The sequence below is a fragment of the Sphingobacterium humi genome, assembly GCF_009768885.1.
In the GTDB taxonomy this organism is placed as follows: Bacteria; Bacteroidota; Bacteroidia; order Sphingobacteriales; family Sphingobacteriaceae; genus Sphingobacterium; species Sphingobacterium humi.
On sequence record NZ_WSQA01000004.1, the window covers coordinates 372,066 to 391,262 of the forward strand.

General features: G+C 44.2%; 15 protein-coding genes. 5 read left to right on the forward strand and 10 right to left on the reverse strand.

All coding sequences use genetic code 11. The features are described from left to right. Positions 1 to 28: 28 nt before the first annotated feature. From GQF63_RS07650 to GQF63_RS07660, 3 genes are all read right to left on the reverse strand, one after another. A complete protein-coding gene (locus tag GQF63_RS07650; RefSeq protein ID WP_160368616.1) occupies positions 29 to 2,446 on the reverse strand; it encodes an outer membrane beta-barrel family protein in 2,418 nt (805 codons plus the stop codon). 92 nt (positions 2,447 to 2,538) lie between these two features. Then, positions 2,539 to 4,320 (reverse strand): PspC domain-containing protein, encoded by a 1,782-nt coding sequence (locus GQF63_RS07655; protein WP_160368617.1) that lies wholly within the window; start codon positions 4,318 to 4,320, stop codon positions 2,539 to 2,541. 24 nt (positions 4,321 to 4,344) lie between these two features. Next, complete coding sequence (locus GQF63_RS07660; RefSeq protein ID WP_160368618.1) at positions 4,345 to 4,680, reverse strand: PadR family transcriptional regulator; 336 nt, start codon at positions 4,678 to 4,680, stop codon at positions 4,345 to 4,347. A 189-nt stretch (positions 4,681 to 4,869) separates the two neighbouring features. On the opposite strand from GQF63_RS07660, the gene GQF63_RS07665 reads away from it, so the two are divergent. Then, the gene (locus GQF63_RS07665) at positions 4,870 to 5,256 is read left to right on the forward strand and encodes a VanZ family protein (RefSeq protein WP_160368619.1); all 387 of its coding nucleotides are present in this window, start codon (positions 4,870 to 4,872) and stop codon (positions 5,254 to 5,256) included. A gap of 115 nt (positions 5,257 to 5,371) precedes the next feature. Here GQF63_RS07665 and GQF63_RS07670 read toward each other — a convergent pair whose 3' ends face one another. The 6 genes from GQF63_RS07670 to GQF63_RS07695 all read right to left on the reverse strand — a co-directional run bounded on the left by GQF63_RS07670 (position 5,372) and on the right by GQF63_RS07695 (position 11,141). Beyond that, positions 5,372 to 6,070: a ComF family protein gene (locus GQF63_RS07670; RefSeq protein WP_160368620.1), complete on the reverse strand. Its 699-nt coding sequence runs from the start codon at positions 6,068 to 6,070 to the stop codon at positions 5,372 to 5,374. 53 nt (positions 6,071 to 6,123) lie between these two features. Then, positions 6,124 to 7,191: a dual-specificity RNA methyltransferase RlmN gene (gene rlmN, locus GQF63_RS07675; RefSeq protein ID WP_160368621.1), complete on the reverse strand. Its 1,068-nt coding sequence runs from the start codon at positions 7,189 to 7,191 to the stop codon at positions 6,124 to 6,126. A 260-nt stretch (positions 7,192 to 7,451) separates the two neighbouring features. After that, on the reverse strand, positions 7,452 to 7,970 hold the full coding sequence (locus tag GQF63_RS07680) for a hypothetical protein (protein WP_160368622.1): 519 nt from the start codon (positions 7,968 to 7,970) through the stop codon (positions 7,452 to 7,454). A gap of 100 nt (positions 7,971 to 8,070) precedes the next feature. Next, entirely contained in the window at positions 8,071 to 8,925 is an 855-nt protein-coding gene (locus tag GQF63_RS07685; protein WP_160368623.1) for a DUF4349 domain-containing protein, read from the reverse strand. 522 nt (positions 8,926 to 9,447) lie between these two features. Then, complete coding sequence (locus tag GQF63_RS07690; RefSeq protein ID WP_160368624.1) at positions 9,448 to 10,482, reverse strand: LLM class flavin-dependent oxidoreductase; 1,035 nt, start codon at positions 10,480 to 10,482, stop codon at positions 9,448 to 9,450. Positions 10,483 to 10,559: 77 nt separating this feature from the next. Beyond that, a complete protein-coding gene (locus tag GQF63_RS07695) occupies positions 10,560 to 11,141 on the reverse strand; it encodes a MiaE family protein (protein ID WP_160368625.1) in 582 nt (193 codons plus the stop codon). Positions 11,142 to 11,219: 78 nt separating this feature from the next. Here GQF63_RS07695 and GQF63_RS07700 point away from each other — a divergent pair, with 78 nt between their 5' ends. After that, entirely contained in the window at positions 11,220 to 12,437 is a 1,218-nt protein-coding gene (locus GQF63_RS07700; RefSeq protein ID WP_160368626.1) for a glycosyltransferase, read from the forward strand. A 72-nt stretch (positions 12,438 to 12,509) separates the two neighbouring features. Here the strand turns inward: GQF63_RS07700 and GQF63_RS07705 are convergent, their stop codons facing one another. After that, on the reverse strand, positions 12,510 to 12,917 hold the full coding sequence (locus tag GQF63_RS07705) for a putative periplasmic lipoprotein (protein ID WP_160368627.1): 408 nt from the start codon (positions 12,915 to 12,917) through the stop codon (positions 12,510 to 12,512). Positions 12,918 to 13,067: 150 nt separating this feature from the next. Here GQF63_RS07705 and GQF63_RS07710 point away from each other — a divergent pair, with 150 nt between their 5' ends. The 3 genes from GQF63_RS07710 to GQF63_RS07720 all read left to right on the forward strand — a co-directional run bounded on the left by GQF63_RS07710 (position 13,068) and on the right by GQF63_RS07720 (position 19,170). Beyond that, positions 13,068 to 14,120, forward strand: a complete 1,053-nt coding sequence (locus GQF63_RS07710; protein ID WP_160368628.1) for a sugar phosphate isomerase/epimerase family protein — start codon at positions 13,068 to 13,070, stop codon at positions 14,118 to 14,120. A gap of 225 nt (positions 14,121 to 14,345) precedes the next feature. After that, complete coding sequence (locus GQF63_RS07715; RefSeq protein WP_160368629.1) at positions 14,346 to 17,777, forward strand: SusC/RagA family TonB-linked outer membrane protein; 3,432 nt, start codon at positions 14,346 to 14,348, stop codon at positions 17,775 to 17,777. 19 nt (positions 17,778 to 17,796) lie between these two features. After that, positions 17,797 to 19,170 (forward strand): RagB/SusD family nutrient uptake outer membrane protein, encoded by a 1,374-nt coding sequence (locus GQF63_RS07720; RefSeq protein WP_246163382.1) that lies wholly within the window; start codon positions 17,797 to 17,799, stop codon positions 19,168 to 19,170. Positions 19,171 to 19,197 lie beyond the last annotated feature (27 nt).

Consider the following 19,197-nt stretch of genomic DNA (forward strand, 5'->3'; position numbering starts at 1 on the left):
TAACTAAACATTGAAACAAAAATCGTTCTTAATTTGCTCTATCCTTTTCTTCGTTGCTGGAATCGCGTTTGCGAATCTGCTGTTTTAAATTCCCGAACTTATAGGTATAGGTCAAACGGACAGTCTGGCTGTCGTTATATTGTCTAATCTTGGAGTTGAACTCCTCAAAATTTGTGTCGATATTATTTCTATTGGACCGGAACACATCAGTAACCGCTAATTTAAGCGTGCTTTTCTGATTCTTGAAGTTGTAGTTCAGGCCTAGGTCTACGTTTATACGTTCTTGAATCTTGTATACATTATATATAAACGGCGTATTTCCATTAATATTTGCTTCGGCTGAAAATTGATTGTTCAATTTAAAGGTATGCATGCTGTTGGCCTGAATAAAATAGGATCCTAAATCGGCCTGATAGCCTGCAATTGGCCCTTTGAAGTGCATATAAATTCCGGTAATATTATTATTCATGGTCCAGAATTTTCCTACCCGAAAAGGAATGTTCATGTTGATATAGGTGGTGCTGTTATTGGCCAAGTTCTCCCGCGTAATCCAGGTTTCATTGGTTTCTTTATCTTGCCCCATACTCTCCACAATGGCATCCCGCGTAATATCAGTTCCGAAGGTAAAGTTGAACATCTGCATCAAGGTATAGTTTAAGGTGATGCCATGCGTATAGGCTGGATTGACGTAAGGATTTCCCTCCTGAAAGGTCAGCTTATCGATGTAATAGCGGAAAGGATTCAAAAACCGATAGTTCGGACGAGTTACTTTTCGCGCATAACTTAAAGACAGCACATGGTTTTCACTGATGTTATAGCCTAGGCTTGCCGAAGGAAAAAAGTCCAAGTAGTCGCGCTTCACCCGGTTATTTTTGGTGATAGAATTCCCATCGGAGATGGTATATTCTGCTCTTAATCCAATCTTGGTAGACCATTTTCCAAAAGCACGGCTATAATCTACGTAGCCCGCGGAAATCTGCTCGGTATAGATAAAGTGGTTTGGACGGCCTTCATAATCTTGCCACTGCCCATTGATCAAATGCTCGAAGCCTAAATCATTGTCCGATTTTACATTGCTATATTTCAAGCCGGCCTCCAGTTTCCCTTGCTTAAAAGGTTTCAGGTAATCTAACTTGGCCACATAAATATCAATATCCACCGGCATATTGCTGCGCTCCTGTTCCTCTGGTCGCACCAGACTACCATCTGGATGCAGTGTTTTGTAAAAATAATTCACATCATTGCTTGTCCGGAACATACTCCAATCCCCATCCAGGGTAAGCTTACTTCCTAGGGTATCCAATTTATACTCATTATTGAAGTTAATGGAATAACGGTTAAACTTGGTCATGTTATAGGAAGTCGCATTGATAACCGAATCGGCAACCGATTTGGATGGGCCAATATGCGAGTCGCTCAGGTTTTCCCCATCCTCAATATTATTATTGCCCGTAAATTGCAACATCATGGTATTCTTGGCGGAAGTCTTTTGCTCTATTCCAACCCGGTAATTATGATTTATTTCTTGCTCTTTTAAATTAGCACGCTGATCGAATAGGGTACTTTTCCCGTTATTGGCTATAATACGCTCCAAGTTTAACTCCGTATTCCGGGTATTGTTGGTATAGGCATAGGAGCCAAATAAGGTGGTATTATTCTTTTTGTAATTTAAGTTCAGGGAAGTGTTTCCTCTGGGGTGCTGCCCATGTGCCGCACTGGCCACAAAAGAACCATTAAACCCTTCGGTATTATTCTTTTTCAGCACAATATTAATGGTCCCTACAGACCCTTCAGCATCATCTTTAGCCTGGCGCGTAGTGGTCACTTCCACACTTTTTATCTGCCCGGCATCGGTAGATTTTAAGAAGGTCGCTAGCTGCTCCCCGGTCATGTAGGTTTGCCGACCATCGATGGTGACAGCCACCCCACTTTGCCCCATCAACTGTAGGTTTTCATCCTTATCTACACTCACCCCCGGTGCGCGTTTCAACACTTCCAAGGCATTATTTCCAGCCGCCAAGGTTGAGTTTTCTACATTCAGCACCAGCTTGCCGTCTCTGTTTTGCACCATAGGTACCTGCCCTTGCACCGTTACGGCTTCTATTTGCTGGCTAGCGGCGGCCATTTTTATATCCGGCACCTGAAAAGCAGCGTCTTTTAATTCAAAAACGGCAGATTTGCTCGTCGCAAGCCCTACGGAAGAAACCTCAATATAATAGGTACCTTTGGGGGCTTTTAGAATGGCATAATTCCCTTCCTCATCAGTTACGGCAGTTTTTATTAACACCTTTGCTTCACTAGACATCAGGTATACCGATGCAGCAGCAATTGGTTGGTTATCTTGGTTCAGCACGCGACCCCGAATATCGGCGTCCTGCGATTTGGCCCAGGCTTCTTGAACGTGCAACAAGACGGTTGCTAAAAGAAGTACAATTATTCTTCCCATTGTTTTTTTTGTTTCAGTTTGAGATGTAGTTTTCCAGCCCAACCTAAGAAAACGCTTAGATTGGTTAATAATTAATTAGTTGACGCTTGTTGTTAAGCTTTGGTTGCAGTAGCAGTTTGTTTTTCTGCTTCTTTTTCTATTTTTTCTTTCAGCTTTTCTACAGCCTTTTCCTTTTCTTCTTGCAGCTGTTCCAGTTCTGCTTGTTTCTTTTCCGCTTCGGCTTTCAATTTCTCCTCTTCGGCTTTCAATTTCTCTTCTTCCATGCGCCAAATGCATTTTAACCCTTTATTGGTCATTATCCATTCGGTTGTTTTCTTATCGTCCTGTCTGCAGGCATCGGCCTGAATATCGCGGGTTTTCCAGATCAAGCTATTGCTTAAGGACACCCGAGTGCCAACCGGCAAGTAAACAACCATGCGTACATTTTGATCGCGGTATACATCTTTCTGGTTCATGGCAAAATGACTATCGAAAGAAACCAGGTTCTTATCTTGTTTCACCTGATAGGCGATGCGTGAGGCACGATCTGAAGCCTCTTGGTAAGTATTTCCACGCGCACTGTAATTGTATTGAATGTAAGGTGCTTTTAACGAATCCAACATTTCAAAACGAATCGAAATATCCTGACGTAGAAAATCGGCCAGCTTTTCCCCTTTCACATTCACATTGAATTTCTTGCTGTTAAACTCTTCGTCAGAGGCCTTAATCACCCGCACATCGTTCTCATTAAACACATAGCTATCGCTCTTGTCTAGTGGTTTTTCCACACTGATGGTACTTTCCTCACGGAATTGTTGCTGGGTAGTTACCACAAAGTAAAGGATCATCACGATCGATACGATCCAGGTGGCAAATAAGGTCATGCTCAAATAATTGTTCATGCGCTGCACTTTAAATACCACCCGCAAGAGCAGGTAGAATACGGCGAATGTTGGAATACCGACAGCCATAAACCCGGCCAACAAGGCGAAAAAGGCTTCCGTAGGTTGCATCACCTCCAATGGCGGCAACATAATATCGTTTTTAAAGCCCAATAGGTTTAGGGTACTGAACACGAAGGTGATAAATAAACCGATCAGCATACAGCCAAAACCTATCAAAAAGAAGATGGCCAATATTTTACCGAAGATGGAAAAAATGCGACCTAAGATATCGCCTACCGTACGTGCGCCCCGGTTAAAGTGCTCGCCGGCCCCGGAAAAATTTTCCGATAGCCCCTTCATTTCCTCTTCGAAGGATTTTTTAAAATTCTGTAGGTTGGCCGCTTCCCCACGCATCGCCATTTTATCCGAACGGCTTAAGGCTTGAGGCATCACCGCCCATAACACAACGTATAAAAGTACGCCGGATCCGCCAAATAAGAAAAACAACACAAAAATGATACGAATCCATTTCGCTTCCAGGTTAAAGTAATGCCCCAATCCGGAACAAACTCCACCAAAAATACGGTCGTCCATATCGCGCATTAACTTTTTCGAAGCGGTAAAGGTAAAATTAGGCTCGCTAGTGCTGGCGCTTTCTTTTGCGGGCTCTTGCTCGGCATCTAGCCCGGCTCTGGTCTGCTCCGGTTCTACGGTGCCTTCTTCTTCGCGTAGCTCATCAACAAAGTCGTTTTCAAAATCGCTAACCCGTCCCATCAGGGCGATTACTTCATTGACATCTTGCTGATTGATAACCTCCTTACGGCCGGTTTGGATACGCTCGGTAAACATCTCGGCAATTCTATTCTCGATATCTTCCAGAATCTCCTTGCTATCCGGAGTTTTGCCAAAGTGCTTCTTGATCTCGATCATATAGGATCGTAAGATCTCGTAGGCGTCTTCCTCGATGTGGAAAACGATACTGTTTATATTGATGATAATGGTTCTATTCATGACTATATTAGTTAAGTAGTTAGTTTAAATTTCACGGTTTCCAATAGCTGTTTGCACAGCAAATACCAGTTCCTTCCAGGTGACATCCAATTTCTGCAACACCTGCAGGCCATCGGCTGTAATCTGATAATACTTTCGTGGGGGTCCGGAGGTCGATTCTTGCCAACTATAACTCAACAAGCCATTATTCTTCAATCGCGTTAGCAAAGGGTATAGCGTACCTTCAACCACCAACAGTTCAGCTTGCTTCAGCTCGCTGATTATGTCTGAGGCGTATATTTCTCCCCGAGAAATTATCGATAGAATACAGTACTCCAGTATTCCTTTCCTCATTTGGGTTTGTGTGTTTTCTGCTATCATAACAATACAAAGATATATCCTTTGGATGGTACTTTGCAATACATAGTACTATATTTTTTCAAAAAATTATCACAACACATTGATTATCAGTGATTAAATTTTATTAACGCAAGATTCAAACCGCTTCGCTCCCGAAAAAAAACAGGCTAATCCTTTTAAATATGGATTTAAAGAGCGACTTTTAGCGTAATGAACTGGATATTAAACTATGCATGGGCAATCATTTGGGCAATCGTAATGTGTATCCTGATGCTTATGCCTGCAAACGACCTTCCTTCCGTAGAGTTTTTCGCCGGATTTGATAAAATGGTTCACTGTGGTAGCTTCTTCTTATTGACTACCCTGATGCTATTTGGGCGCATTATTGACACCAAACGCCGTGCAGGAAAATTTAAAACCATTTTTGTGGTGTTCTTAGTGTCTATCCTGTTTATCGTGTTAACCGAATTAGGACAAATGTATTTCACCAATACACGCCATGCCGATTGGTGGGACGTATTCGCCGATATGGTAGGTATTTGTATGGCCTTATTTAGTTATTTCCTCTTATACAACAGACGCGCACAATATCAATAATGAAAAGAATTACACTGCTATTCCTCGCTTTCTTGTTGCTGAGCTCAGCCCTCAGTTCTTGCTCCATCTTCAGGTCATGCGACTGTCCTTCCGTGCATAACGGAAAAGTAAGGCGTTAAGCCTTGGCAATGGTGGCTACGGAAATCCGACAGTGGGGGAAACAGGCTAGAATAGCTTGCCCAGCGGAGGTAATGGTCGCACCGGTGGTCAATACATCATCCAACAACAGGATGTGTTTATGATTTAAATCGATATCCTTCCGGCATTTGAAGATTTCCTGCACATTATCAAAACGATCGATCCGATCCTGATTCGTTTGGCTAGGATTATGCTTTACCCGGGCTAAAATCTTCCGCATTAATGGTTTTTCTAACCCTTCCGACAGACCACGCCCAAAATAATCACTCTGATTGTAGCCTCTTTTTAACTTTCGCCAAGGATGTAAGGGCAAGGGAATTAACAAATCCACATCCTCAAACACCCCACTCGCACGTAGTTCTTGGGCATAGAGCCGCCCTACATAGGTTGCCAAATGCGGCTTATTCGCATATTTGATATGATGAATGATGCGTGATACACGCGTGGCCGGGCGGAAGTACCACATCGATACCACCCGTTGGATGTCTAGCTTACCACGAAGTTGCTTATAACTTTCGTTTTCCAGACAATAATGATCTTCCGTAAAGGGAAGATGATAAAGACAGCTGCTGCAAATAAAGTGCTCTTGGAAATAAAGAATATCCTTACATCCTGCACATTGAGGGGGGTAAACCAAATGCAATAAGGCCTTCCCATACGTATTCCTAAGTTTCATGCTGAAACATAGGCATCCCGTATAACTAAAATATTATGAAGAGATTAATTGATTTAGTCGGTTACTTGCCCGGCCTTTTCTTTGATCGCTAATTGTCCACATGCCGCATCAATATCCTTCCCACGACTGCGTCGAACATTCGTGGTGATACCTTGACTACGTAAATACGTGGCAAATTCCTCAATTTTATCCGCCTCGGCATTTACAAAATCTGCCAACGCGATAGGATTATATTCAATGATATTCACCTTGCAAGGTACGTGCTTACAGAACTTGGCCAGCTCCTTCGCATCTTCCAATTCATCATTGAAATGATGGAAAACAATATATTCAAAGGTGATTGGGTTCTTTGTTTTCGCGTAGAAGTATTTCAAGGCTTCGGCCAAGGCTTTCAAGGAGTTCTGCTCGTTAATGGGCATAATCTCGTTCCGCTTGGTATCGTTTGCCGCGTGCAAGGATAACGCCAAATTAAAACGAACTTCATCATCCCCCAATTTCTTGATCATCTTGGCAATGCCGGCTGTGGAAACCGTAATACGCTTTGCCGCCATATTCAAACCATCAGGAGCAGTAATGCGCTCTACCGATTTTATCATGTTGCTATAGTTCAATAAAGGCTCGCCCATACCCATATATACAATATTGGAGAGCGGATGCCCATACTGTTCTTCAGCTTGTTTGGCAATCAATACCACCTGATCGTAGATTTCATCGGCATTTAAGTTCCGCTTACGATCCATATAGCCCGTTGCACAAAACTTACAGGTTAAACTACAACCTACTTGCGAACTGACACAGGCCGTCATCCGATCATCAGCCGGAATTAATACCCCCTCAATAACATTACCGTCATACAGGGTAAACGAACTTTTAATGGTTTTATCGTTGGAAATTTGCGACTGACGCACTTTCACCGCATTGATTGCAAAACGGGATTTAAGGTTCTCCCGCAAAGACTTGCTCAGGTTACTCATCTCATCAAAATCGGTGCACGATTTCACCCACAGCCACTCATAAATCTGTTTGGCTCGAAACCCCTGCTCACCCATTTCTACAAGGGCGTCCTTTAGCTGAGCCAGGCTCAAACTTCTGATATCTACCAATTTTATCGCTTTTTCCACGGTGCAAAGATATTTATTTTTTATCAGGTAGGTGAAATTTTAGGGAGATATAGGCGCCTTTAAGCTCGAATATCCCCCTAAAAGATTCAAATATGATGATAAAATAGATAGCTGTGCTCCCCCTTACGCTTCAAAAATTACACCTTCCTACACTTTTTGCCATTTCCGAATCCCTACAAATAGGATTGCTGAGAATAGTTATAGGAATGTATCTTTACCTTAAATATCTGAGGTAAGAGATGTGATTAGTCTCTTCGATTTTAGAATCTAAAAATTTCGTCTTTAAATATACATCCTAGTTGCTTATGTAAGCCTCTGAAACTCGTCACTTGATAACTTCTGCTATTTAAATAAGTCAATATTTTCACCAGTTCCTCCTTAGTAAGAAGCGAGTTCTTTGGTACATCCAACGACGAACTCAAAACTTTTCCTGATATGTCGGTAATGACACTTACTATGTAATCTTCATTATTTGCCTTAAGTTGAGCTACCCTACCTTGCGATAATAACGTGTTTAAAGTAGTAAGATCGAGCAGTCGCTTGTCAAACTTTACTGATGCAGCTATGCTGGATGATCCATAACCTTCTATATCATCTGGTCCGGAAGGAAGTAGAATACTTTTAGTTGGTGATATCAAAATTCCCCCAGTATCGAAATCAGAATAAGAAATCTGAAAAGAAAGACCATTTATGGTATATGTTCCTTCCTTTAATTCTTGCGCGCTAACTACAACTATCGAGAGCAAGAAAACCACTAATAATAACACTGTTTGTTTCATAAATAATTAGGGACATCAAATTGACTCTTAAAATAAGTTTTTAAGGGCTTTAGGCAATTCCTCGTCTAATTTATAGCAGTTAACCCCTCCTATCTATTCGTTATTTCACCTTCCTACGCTTTTGCCATTTCCGAATCCCTACAAATAGGATTGCTCCTAAAATAAAGATAGGCCAAATACCGATCAGCACTAAGGCTAGTCCTTCCAGCATTTGCCAACCGAAGGTTAATGAATCTTTCACGCGCATCCAAAAAGAATTGGATCCCATCGGCAGGTTGGCTTGCTCTTCAAAAAGATTGATATGCAAGGTGCTAAAATCTACCTGTCCACTTAAGTTGCGCAACTGGCTTTCATTCGCATCGATATCTTCCTGCAATTGACGAATCTGCTCTTGAATTTCTAATAAATCTTTCACCGATTTAGCACTTGATACCATCTGTTGATATTTCTCTAAATAAGTGCGTTTGCTTTTTAAGCGCGATTCTACATCATAGTACTGTATAGAAACATCGGTAGATTGAATATTCTTTTCCGTGATTTTGTCCTTGCCGGTTTCCAAGCTTTGCATAAAAGAATCAAAGGATTTGGAAGGAATGCGAACGATCAAGGAATATTGGGTAGCATGCTGACTGTTATTGGTAGATTCCTGCTCATAATAGCCTTGAAATTTCTGAAGAACAGCATCAAGATGCTTCTTGCTGGCGTGGATATCTTTTGATTCAATGGACAAGTTTCCGGAACGCACGATTTTCTTTGGCGAAACCACTGGTACCTGAGGACTCGCTATGGCTTGCTCTGCAGCTTGATCGCTTTGCTTCATCGCAGGTGCAGCATCAATTTCTTCTAAAGCTAATTCAGAACTTGCCGCTTCACGCATCCCTTGGTCTTCTTGCTTCTGCTGACAGCCTGCCAGCAAGCTGAGGCTCAATGTTGAAATTATAAATATCCTTTTCATTTTATCGTTTTATTGTCTGATGCATATTTTTTAACAATTCCATAGCGAGGTGGTTTATTTTTTTTACGCCGTGTAATTATGAATACAGAAACCTAAGACAAAGTAACCCGAAGGGTTTTAGGTAGTGCTTTTGTAAGAGCTTTGCAAAGGCCTTGCAGGCCTTTTGTTAAGCCTATAGCAAAGGGGTTTGATACGGGTGTGAAAGGGGTGAGAAAGGGGAGAAGAATGGGAGAAAGTTAGGGGAGTTTTAGCGTTTTGTCATCAATTTGTCATGGTGAGCGGAGTCGAACCACGAACGACTGGTACGTCATTACAATCAGCGATGCGATCATCATTGATTATCGCTATTTTAAAAAGCGTTGTTGGTGAGTGGGTTATGTGTTATTGATTGCATTGACGTACCAGTCGTTCGACTCCGCTCACGATGACAGCACGGGCCAAAACGCAGTACAAAGCGGGCCGCAGTTTAAACAAAAAAGGCCAAGCGTTTAAACTTGGCCCGTACTTTCCTCCCCTATCTCCTTATTTTTCTAATGCTTTTTTTACTTGCGGCATAATCTGCGTTCCATAAAGCTCAATCGCTTTCATCATTTTTGCATGGTCGGGGCTACCGACGTCCATATGGGCAGAGAAGCGGGTTAATCCGAAGAGTTCTTGCATCTGCAAGATTTTATCTACCGATTCATTCACATCGCCGACGATAAGGTGTCCGTGTTTTGAGCGGCCATAATCATACTGCGTGCGTTGGTAAGCTGGCCAGCCACGGGAGGCGCCAATGCGATCCATTTGTCCGGCATAATAAGGGTAGTACCATTTGGCAATATCCTGGCTATCTTCACCGAAGAAAGCATGCATATGCACCCCTACCTGCATATCTTCCAATTTATGCCCGGAATCTACAAAGGCTTGTTCATAGATTTCAAACAAAGGTTTGAAATTAACCGGTGATCCACCAATAATAGCAAACATAACGGGCAGGCCTAATTTAGCGGCACGGATTACGGATTCGGTGGTTCCACCTACGGCTACCCAAATTGGCATTTTACCTTTTACAGGACGCGGGTAGATCGTTTGATTGATGATACTCGGGCGGAATTTCCCGGTCCAGGTAATTGTTTCCGCGTTATTGAGCCGTTGCAAGAGGTTTAATTTTTCTTCAAACAGGGCGCTGTAATCTTTCAGGTCGAAGCCAAAGAGCGGGAAAGATTCAATAAAAGAACCACGTCCGGCCATAATTTCCGCTCTCCCGTTTGACAGTAAATCGACGGTTGCAAAGTCTTGATACAGCTTCACCGGATCGGCTGAGCTTAATACAGAAACGGCACTTCCTAATTTTATATTTTTCGTTACCGATGCTGCGGCCGCTAGAATAATTTCTGGAGATGCGACGGCATAATCAGCTCTATGGTGTTCTCCCATTCCGAAGAAATCCACCCCTACCTCATCCATGAGTTTTACTTCCTCGATGATCTCGCTTAAACGTACTTGTGTATCTTGTATTTTTCCTGTTTGGGCATCTATTTGCAGATCGCCAAACATTCCTATTCCTAGTTCCATGTTCATTCTCCTAATTTGTTGATACAAAAATAGCCTGTTCACACAGGCTATCCATTGATATATGTTAAGAAAGAACCTTATCCGTGGATATGTTCTTTTTTTCCGTACGATTGAATCAACTCCCCTTCAAAATCTAACCATTCTTTCCAGCGTTTGTCCACATCGACATCAACTGTATATTTACGTGCGAAGTTTAAAAAGGTCGTGTAATGATTGGCTTCTGACACCATCAGCTCATGGTAGAATTTGGCCAAGGCCTCGTCCTTAATGTTTTTTGACAGCACGCGGAAGCGTTCGCAGCTACGCGCTTCAATCATGGCGGCAAACAGCAAGCGATCGATAAAGGATTGGTTGCGGGAGCCATCTTTTTTCATAAACTTCATCAACTGCCCTACGTAATCGTCTTTACGCTCGCGACCCAGGGTATAGCCGCGCTCTTTGATAATATCGATCACCATTTTAAAATGGTCCATCTCTTCGATGGCAATGGCGGTAAGTTCATGCACTAAATCCTCATGTTCTGAGTTTTGGGTAATTAAAGAAATGGCATTGGAAGCGGCTTTTTGCTCACACCAAGCATGATCGGTCAATATTTCTTCCAAATTCGAGGAGGCAATATTTGCCCAGCGGGGATCTGTCAATAATTTTAATCCTAACATGTTGCGTTGATTTATGGGGCAAAGGTACGAAAACAAAAATCATCTGATGGAATCCCTTTTATTATGTTAATTTGCGCTATGGGAAAACGCCTGCTCATCATTGGTTTGGTATGGCCAGAACCGACTTCATCGGCCGCTGGCTGGCATATGCTGGAGCTGATCCGCAGCTTTCGCACACAAGATTATGAGCTGCATTTCGCCTGTGCGGCAGCGAAATCGCCGCACTCCTTTCCCTTAACCGACTGGCAGGTGCAGGAGCATGAAATTCAACTGAATGACAGCGGTTTCGACGCCTGGGTAAAAGACCTGCATCCAGACATTGTACTCTTTGACCGCTTTATGGTAGAAGAGCAATACAGTTGGCGCGTAAAAGAAGCCTGCCCCCAGGCTTTACTACTCTTAGATACGGAAGATTTACACGGCATACGTGCCGCCCGACAAGCGGCTTATAAAATAGGAAGGCAAGTTCAAGATGCCGATTACCTGCAGGGCGATAGTCTACGTGAAATAGCGTCGATCTTGCGTTGCGACCTATCCTTGATCATATCCCCTACGGAAATGGCCCTTTTAGATCGGGTATTCCGCATTAACCCTAGCCTGTTGTTCCACCTTCCCTTTTACTTGGAACCGGAAGAACGACAAACGCCCAGCTTCAAGCAACGGCAGCACTTTATGTTTATTGGCAATTTCATCCATGAACCGAATTGGAAAACCGTGCAGGTATTGAAGGAACTATGGCCAAGCATCCGCAAGCAATTGCCGAAGGCCGAGCTTCATATTTATGGTGCCTATGCGAGTCAGAAAGTCTTGCAGCTGCATCATCCGGCTTCGGGATTCCTGATTAAGGGACGAGTGGAGGAAGCCATCAGCTGCATGGAACAATACCGCTTATTATTGGCACCTATACCTTTCGGTGCGGGTTTAAAAGGAAAATTTATTGATGCCCTACGTGCTGGTACAGTTTCCATCAGCAGCAGCATCGGGGCGGAAGGTTTAAGCCAGGATGGGCTATGGCAAGGGCTAATTACCGATGATCGGGAAACCTTTATTCAGGAAAGCATCGCCTTATATGAATCGGAAACCGCCTGGCAAGAAGCGCAGCAGCGAGGAAAGCACTTATGGGAAAAATTGGACTCCCGAGCGCATTATGCTGCTTTTTTAACCCTGCTTCCAAAGCTGCAAGAGAACCTGGAGATGCATCGCCGGCACAACATCATGGGGCAATTGCTATGGAACAACCAATACAATGCCCGCAAGTATATGTCGCTTTGGATTGAGCAGAAAAACAAAGCCTAATCTGCGGAGCTATTAGCCCATAAAAAAAGGCCATCCTTTCAGACAGCCTCTACTTCTCATATCAAGTTTATATTAACGTCTCTTGAATTGAATGGTTGTTGTTTTGTCGCCTTCAACATTTTTTAAGGTAAACTTCGTGATGGTAGAAATGATATTTTCTTGAATTTCATAACGTACGCCATCAAAAATCATGACCTTGTTATCGGGCATGCTGTATGGAATTGGATCAGCGAATGATTGATCATTCTTCATGATATAAGCATTGCCGTTTGCTCTAAATTCAATGTAACTGTTTTGTTCATTTCCCACCAAGATCTCCGTATGGGTTTCTCCGTTCTCTGTTTCCGTTTTTACCACATCAAACCATTTATTTAAACGGATGATATTCTGTGCTGTATCGCGTTCGATACTGTCCAGGGTATCTTTGCTACAAGAAGCCAAGCCAATTGCAACAAACAATAATATTAATACATTTTTCATAGTCCTTAAATGCTAAGCTTACGCTGTTATTTTTATGGACTATTCCAATCATTATGCCAATTCCTGTTAAAAGCGCAGATATTAACGTTTGTTACAATACAAATTTGGCCTTTCTCAAAATTCTTTATCTTTAGAAAAACTTAAATCCGCATGAAGACAATAAAAGGTCCAGGTATTTTTTTAGCGCAATTTATTGGCGATGAAGCACCTTACAATAACTTAGAAAATATAGCCCAATGGGTTCAATCCTTAGGATTTAAAGGGGTTCAGATCCCGACTAACGATCCTTCATTTTTTAATTTGCAACAAGCCGCAGAGAGCAAGACCTATGCCGATGAGGTGAAAGGAAAACTGCAAGACATTGGCTTGGAGATTACTGAACTATCGACCCACCTGCAAGGGCAACTGATTGCGGTACACCCAGCCTATGATCAATTATTTGATGGTTTTGCACCCGCTGCAGTCCGCAATAATCCACAAGCACGGACAGCCTGGGCTACCGAGCAATTGAAATTTGCGGCGAAGGCGTCGGCAAACCTAGGCTTAAAAGCCCATGCCACCTTTTCGGGAGCCTTGTTATGGCATATGGTTTACCCTTGGCCACAGCGGCCCGCCGGTTTGGTGGAAACAGGTTTTCAGGAACTTGCCAAACGCTGGCTTCCCATTTTAGATGAATTTGACCGACATGGTGTCGACCTCTGCTATGAAATCCATCCGGGGGAAGACCTGCACGATGGCATTAGTTATGAGCGTTTTCTGGAAGCCTGCCAGATGCATGAGCGGGCCTGTTTATTATACGACCCCTCGCACCTCCTGCTGCAAGGCATGGACTACCTCTCTTATATAGACCATTACCATGAGCGCATCAAAATGTTTCATGTGAAAGATGCTGAATTTAACCCCACAGGCAAGCAAGGCGTCTATGGCGGCTACAGCAGTTGGTTGGAGCGCGCCGGAAGGTTCCGCTCTTTAGGCGATGGGCAGGTAGATTTCAAAGGTATTTTCAGCAAATTGGCAGGCTATGATTTTGCCGGTTGGGCCGTGCTGGAATGGGAATGCGCCATTAAAAACAGCGTCGATGGCGCGAAGGAAGGCGCTCCATTTATCGACCAGCATATTATCCGAGTCACCGAGAAAGCGTTCGATGACTTCGCCGCCACAGGCACTGATGAGCAATTTAACCGACAGATATTAGGTTTATAACCAAGCAGAGGGGAATCAATGATTTCCCTCTTTTTTTGTGAAATCTGCAAAAAAGAAGGCCGCAGATAAAACAAATGCTGTTAAAATGCGTTAAAAATATAGCCGTACTGCAATGTAACAATCCCGATATACGAAATAACCACCTAACCAGTGGCTCCCTCAACCTAAACCGGAAGTTAATTGTAGCGTGAAAAACTATATAACAATTAAACGTATAAAATCTTTATGATGCAGAAACTCTATTATTCAATGTTTCTCCTCTTTGCGCTTGTTCTATATGGGCAAAGCAGCGAGGCCAAAGTTCTTAAGCTCTTAGAACTAAATCGATTAACCTACAGCTCTACATTGGATTCCATTAAGATCAATGGGAAAATTACCGACCCGCAAGGCAGTGCCATTGAAGGGGTAGTAGTGACGGAAAAAAACACCACAAACTCCGCTATTAGCGATGCCCAAGGCAACTTTAGCATTTCCGCCGGTGCCAGTAGTACCTTGGTGTTTTTAAAATCAGGATTCAAAACCAAAGAAACCGCAGTTAATAACCAAACGACACTACAGGTGAGCTTGGAACCGGGCAACGATGAACCCGTACAGGATTCGGTGCCGCCAGCAAAACCGGATAGCAGCAAACAGCCTGTGCAAGATAGCAGTGTTGCGACCGGGCAGACCCCTGTAACAGCGACAAACACGCCAACTCAAGGTGGGGTTTCGGGCACCGTATCTGGCCCCTCAGGTCCCTTGGCGGGGGTTACCGTACAGGTGCGTGGAACCAGCATCTCCACCAGTACCGACGAACAAGGGAAATTTCAGATTGCCGCCCAGCCGAATCAAACCTTGGTTTTTAATTCGGTAGGCTATCAACAAACCTCCCAGCAGGTGGGCGCCAATAAAACCTTGGCGATAACCATGCAAACCGAAACCAATACCATTGAATCGGTGCAGGTTGTGGCCGTGGGCTATGGCACCATGAAAAGGGCCACCTTGCCTACAGCCGTGTCGAGTATTGGTGCAAAAGACATTGAAAACGAAGTGTTGCCAAGTATTACCCAGGCGATTCAAGGAAAAGCAGGTGGGGTGCAGGTGACGCAGAAATCCGGATCTCCGGGTTCGGGAATTAATATCCGCGTTCGGGGTACTACCTCCATCAACGCTAGCTCGGATCCCTTATACGTTGTTGATGGAATTCCGGTAAACAGCACCACGAACTTCACGGGTGGTTCGAGCTTTGACTTCGGTGGTGGTACTCAGGGGATCAACATCCTGGCCTCCATCAATCCGGCCGACGTACAGTCCATCGAAATCTTAAAAGATGCCGCTTCTTCATCCATTTATGGTTCACGAGCAGCCAATGGGGTGGTATTGATTACCACTAAGAAAGGAAAAGCAGGCCAATCGGAGTTTAACGTTAATATGTACGAGGGTTTTTCGCAGGTTCCCCGCGAGCGCTATCATGATATGATGAATACCACGCAATATCAGGATTACATGAAAGACATGTATAAATATGTGTTGGAGAACGATCCGAATGCAAAAATACCCGATCAGATATTTGCGAATCCGGATGTAAACACGGATTGGCAGGATGCTATTTTCAGAACCGCAGCTACCCGTAGCTATGAATTATCATCCAGCGGTGGTAGCGAGAAAACACAATATTATACCTCCGTAGGCTATATGAAGCAAGGCGGGGTATTATTAACATCGGATTTCAACCGCCTGAGTGGTCGTTTAAACCTGAACCATCAGCATAACGATAAATTACGTTTCGCTACAGCAATTAACCTGACGCGTGCCATCAATCAGCGGGTGCAGGAGGAGAACTCTAAAGAAGGGCCAACCAAGAACGGGATCTTCTCGCCGCCGAACGTACCGGTGTACGATGCGACCGGGAAGTATGCCTACGACATGGTTACCATTACTCGGGAGAACCCGGTAGCGATGTTGGAATTGCCGACCAATGAAGCGCAGACCTTTCGGGTATTGGCCAATGCCAGTGCAGAGTACAACTTTATGCCGGAATTGCTGTTAAAAACCAGCTTCGGTACGGATGTGAGCTTTATTGATGAAACTTTCTTTATGCCGCCAATCGGACTCCGCTCATACGCCAGTAGAGGTGGTATTGGTGCGCGTAGAAATACCAGAGACCAACTGTGGATTAACGAGACGACCTTAACTTACGACAAAACCATAGGCAATCATTATGTGAATGCCCTGGGTGGTTTCTCGGTGCAGGAATCGCGCTTGGAGTTTGTGCATGGCCAGCGTTCGAACTTCCCCAACAACGACATCAACCAGTTAATAGCCGGTGGTATTGTGGACAATGCAAATAGCTTTCCGGAAGAATGGGCCATTGCTTCGGGATTTGCCCGCTTAAACTATAATTACCTGGAGAAATATATCTTGAACCTCAACTTCAGAGCCGATGGTTCTTCCCGCTTTGGTCCGGATAATCGTTGGGCTTACTTCCCCTCTGTGGCCGCCGCCTGGCGCATCAATCAGGAAGACTTCCTGAAAGACAGCAAGACCTTCAGCGACCTGAAGCTTCGTGCCAGCTGGGGGATTACCGGTAACCAAAATATCGGCAACTACGCCAGCCGCTCCTTATACTCGGCCGGAAACAACTATATGGGTGTTCCGGGCTTCGTGCCCAATGTATTGGGAGACCGTGGCCTGAAATGGGAAACAACAAACCAATGGAACGTGGGTGCCGATATTGGCCTGCTGAATAACCGCATCAACATTTTGGCCGATTACTACCATAAGAAAACAACCGACCTGCTGTTGGGGATGCCGATTCTGTTAAGCTCGGGTTTTGGTTCGTATTTTACCAATGCCGGGGATATCGAAAACAAAGGGTTTGAGTTTGAGATTACGAGCAAAAACCTAGTTGGTGATTTTAAATGGACAACCTCCCTAAACATGACCTTTAACCGCAATAAAGTATTAAAGCTGGCGGATGGCGTAACAGAAATGCAAGGTGGTATTGAAGGGGTGAACAGAGCCCGTATTGGTGAGCCGCTGGGTGTATTCTATGGCTTTAAAATGGTGGGCGTAAATACTGAAACCGGGATGGTGGACTACCAGGCGCATGATGGTACCGTTGGGCCGCCGAAAGATAATAACATCTACAAAATCGGGGATCCGAATCCGCAATTCTTCGGGGGTATCAGCAATAACTTTAGCTATAAGAACTTCGACTTAAGTATTCTCGGCCAGTTTACCTACGGCAATGATATCTTGAACTATGGCTTGGCCAATGGTCTGGAAGGTTATAACGTGAGCTCCAATGCCTTTGTGGATTGGGAAAGACGCTGGAGAAAACCGGGAGATGTGACCGATATGCCTAGACCTACACCGAGAAACTCGGACAATGGAAAGGTGTCGAATCGCTTTGTGCAGGACGGTTCTTTCTTCCGACTGCGGAATATCACCTTCGGTTATACCTTGCCGGAAGCTGTAGCGAATAAGATTAAAATGAAGAAACTGCGTTGGTACTTCACGGTTCAAAATGCGTATGTATTTACGAGTTACCGCGGCTTCGACCCGGAAGTAAGTTCGAGTCATGGCGGCGCGAATGCCGGTTTGATTTATGGCTACGACTATGGATCCTATCCGCAGCCACGCATGTTTACTACTGGATTTAATGTCAATTTCTAATCTCTAACGCAAATTACACATGAAAAAGAATATAATCAGATTACTCCTTTGTTGTGGATTAGGAATGTCCCTTAGCTCCTGCAGCAAATTCTTAGACCGCGAGCCCCTGGGACAGATCGGTGCCCAAGGTTATTTTAACTCGGAAACCAATGCCAACTCGGCCGTGATGGGGATGTATCGTACCATGATGAACTCCTTTTCCTTCGGCCAATCCTTGGTGATTATTCCGGAGTTCTCCGCCGACCACGTGGAACACTCGGCAAAATTCCAGGAATACGAAGTCATGGCGATCCATAAAATCACAACCAACAACCCTTGGATGCAGAATATGTGGCAGGCCGTTTATGGCAGCATCAATGCCGCGAATAATATTATCGACGAGGTGCCAAAGATGGCGGAAGGAACCATTACAGCTGAAAAGAAGAATCAGTTTGTGGGTGAGGCTAAGTTTGTGCGCGCCATGAATTACTTCTTTCTGGTGCGTGCCTATGGAAATGTGCCTATGCCACTAACGGCAACACAGGAAAGTGGTCTGCACGATATGGATCAATCTAAACCTGCAGATATCTATACACAAATTATTAAAGACCTTACGGATGCAACCAGCTTATTACCGGCAAATAGCCCGCTGTCGGGTGATGCCTTCCGCGGGAGAGCCTCCCACTGGGCTGCCAAAGCCTTGCTGGCGAAGGCTTACCTGTATCAAGGTTCCATAACCAATGATTATAAGCAGGCTGCTGCTATGGCGGAGGAAGTCATAAAATCAGGCCAATACAGTTTGGTTTCAAACTTCAGCAATATCTGGGTAACCGAGAATAGTTCAGAGTCGATTTATGAGATCCAATTCGATGGCCAGGCAACCAACCCCCTAGCTGCCGTAGCAAACGATAATGCCAGTGTGCTGTTCTACGCGAAGGAAGCCAATGTGGCGAAAGTATATGCTGACAACGATAAGCGGAAGGAGTTTACCATGAAGAAGAACGCGACCAGCGGTCGGGCATTCATGGGCAAATTCCCGAACTTCTCCCCGGCTAGCCAGAACTTTCCTGCGATTCGCTTAGCCGAGGTTTACTTGATTCATGCCGAAGCAAAAGCACGCGTGGATAATAGTGTGAGCCAGGCATCCTATGCTTCCTTGAAAATGGTTCAGGATCGCGCCGGTGTAACCAAGCCGATCAGTAGCTATCCGAATCTGGCTGCCTACATTACGGCTATTCAGGATGAAAAAGAAAGAGAATTGATGTTTGAGGGGGAAACCTGGTTTGACCAATGCCGAACCAAGTATGCACTGAAGAAGCACCCCAGCTTAACCAGTGAGAACTTCTTCTTGTATCCTATTCCAATTGAGCAAATCAATCAAAGTAAGAAGCTGAAACAGAATCCTGGATATTAAGCTAAACAATAAGAAAGGTCAGACAAC

Bases quoted from the DNA above. Each gene is read 5' to 3' on its own strand.
- GQF63_RS07655 (WP_160368617.1), bottom strand. From the start codon at position 4,320: ATGAATAGAACCATTATCATCAATATAAACAGTATCGTTTTCCACATC.
- GQF63_RS07700 (WP_160368626.1), top strand. From the start codon at position 11,220: ATGGGAAAACGCCTGCTCATCATTGGTTTGGTATGGCCAGAACCGACT.
- GQF63_RS07685 (WP_160368623.1), bottom strand. From the start codon at position 8,925: ATGAAAAGGATATTTATAATTTCAACATTGAGCCTCAGCTTGCTGGCA.
- GQF63_RS07710 (WP_160368628.1), top strand. From the start codon at position 13,068: ATGAAGACAATAAAAGGTCCAGGTATTTTTTTAGCGCAATTTATTGGC.
- GQF63_RS07680 (WP_160368622.1), bottom strand. From the start codon at position 7,970: ATGAAACAAACAGTGTTATTATTAGTGGTTTTCTTGCTCTCGATAGTT.
- GQF63_RS07660 (WP_160368618.1), bottom strand. From the start codon at position 4,680: ATGATAGCAGAAAACACACAAACCCAAATGAGGAAAGGAATACTGGAG.
- GQF63_RS07650 (WP_160368616.1), bottom strand. From the start codon at position 2,446: ATGGGAAGAATAATTGTACTTCTTTTAGCAACCGTCTTGTTGCACGTT.
- GQF63_RS07720 (WP_246163382.1), top strand. From the start codon at position 17,797: ATGAAAAAGAATATAATCAGATTACTCCTTTGTTGTGGATTAGGAATG.
- GQF63_RS07670 (WP_160368620.1), bottom strand. From the start codon at position 6,070: ATGAAACTTAGGAATACGTATGGGAAGGCCTTATTGCATTTGGTTTAC.
- GQF63_RS07665 (WP_160368619.1), top strand. From the start codon at position 4,870: ATGAACTGGATATTAAACTATGCATGGGCAATCATTTGGGCAATCGTA.
- GQF63_RS07695 (WP_160368625.1), bottom strand. From the start codon at position 11,141: ATGTTAGGATTAAAATTATTGACAGATCCCCGCTGGGCAAATATTGCC.
- GQF63_RS07705 (WP_160368627.1), bottom strand. From the start codon at position 12,917: ATGAAAAATGTATTAATATTATTGTTTGTTGCAATTGGCTTGGCTTCT.
- GQF63_RS07690 (WP_160368624.1), bottom strand. From the start codon at position 10,482: ATGGAACTAGGAATAGGAATGTTTGGCGATCTGCAAATAGATGCCCAA.
- GQF63_RS07715 (WP_160368629.1), top strand. From the start codon at position 14,346: ATGATGCAGAAACTCTATTATTCAATGTTTCTCCTCTTTGCGCTTGTT.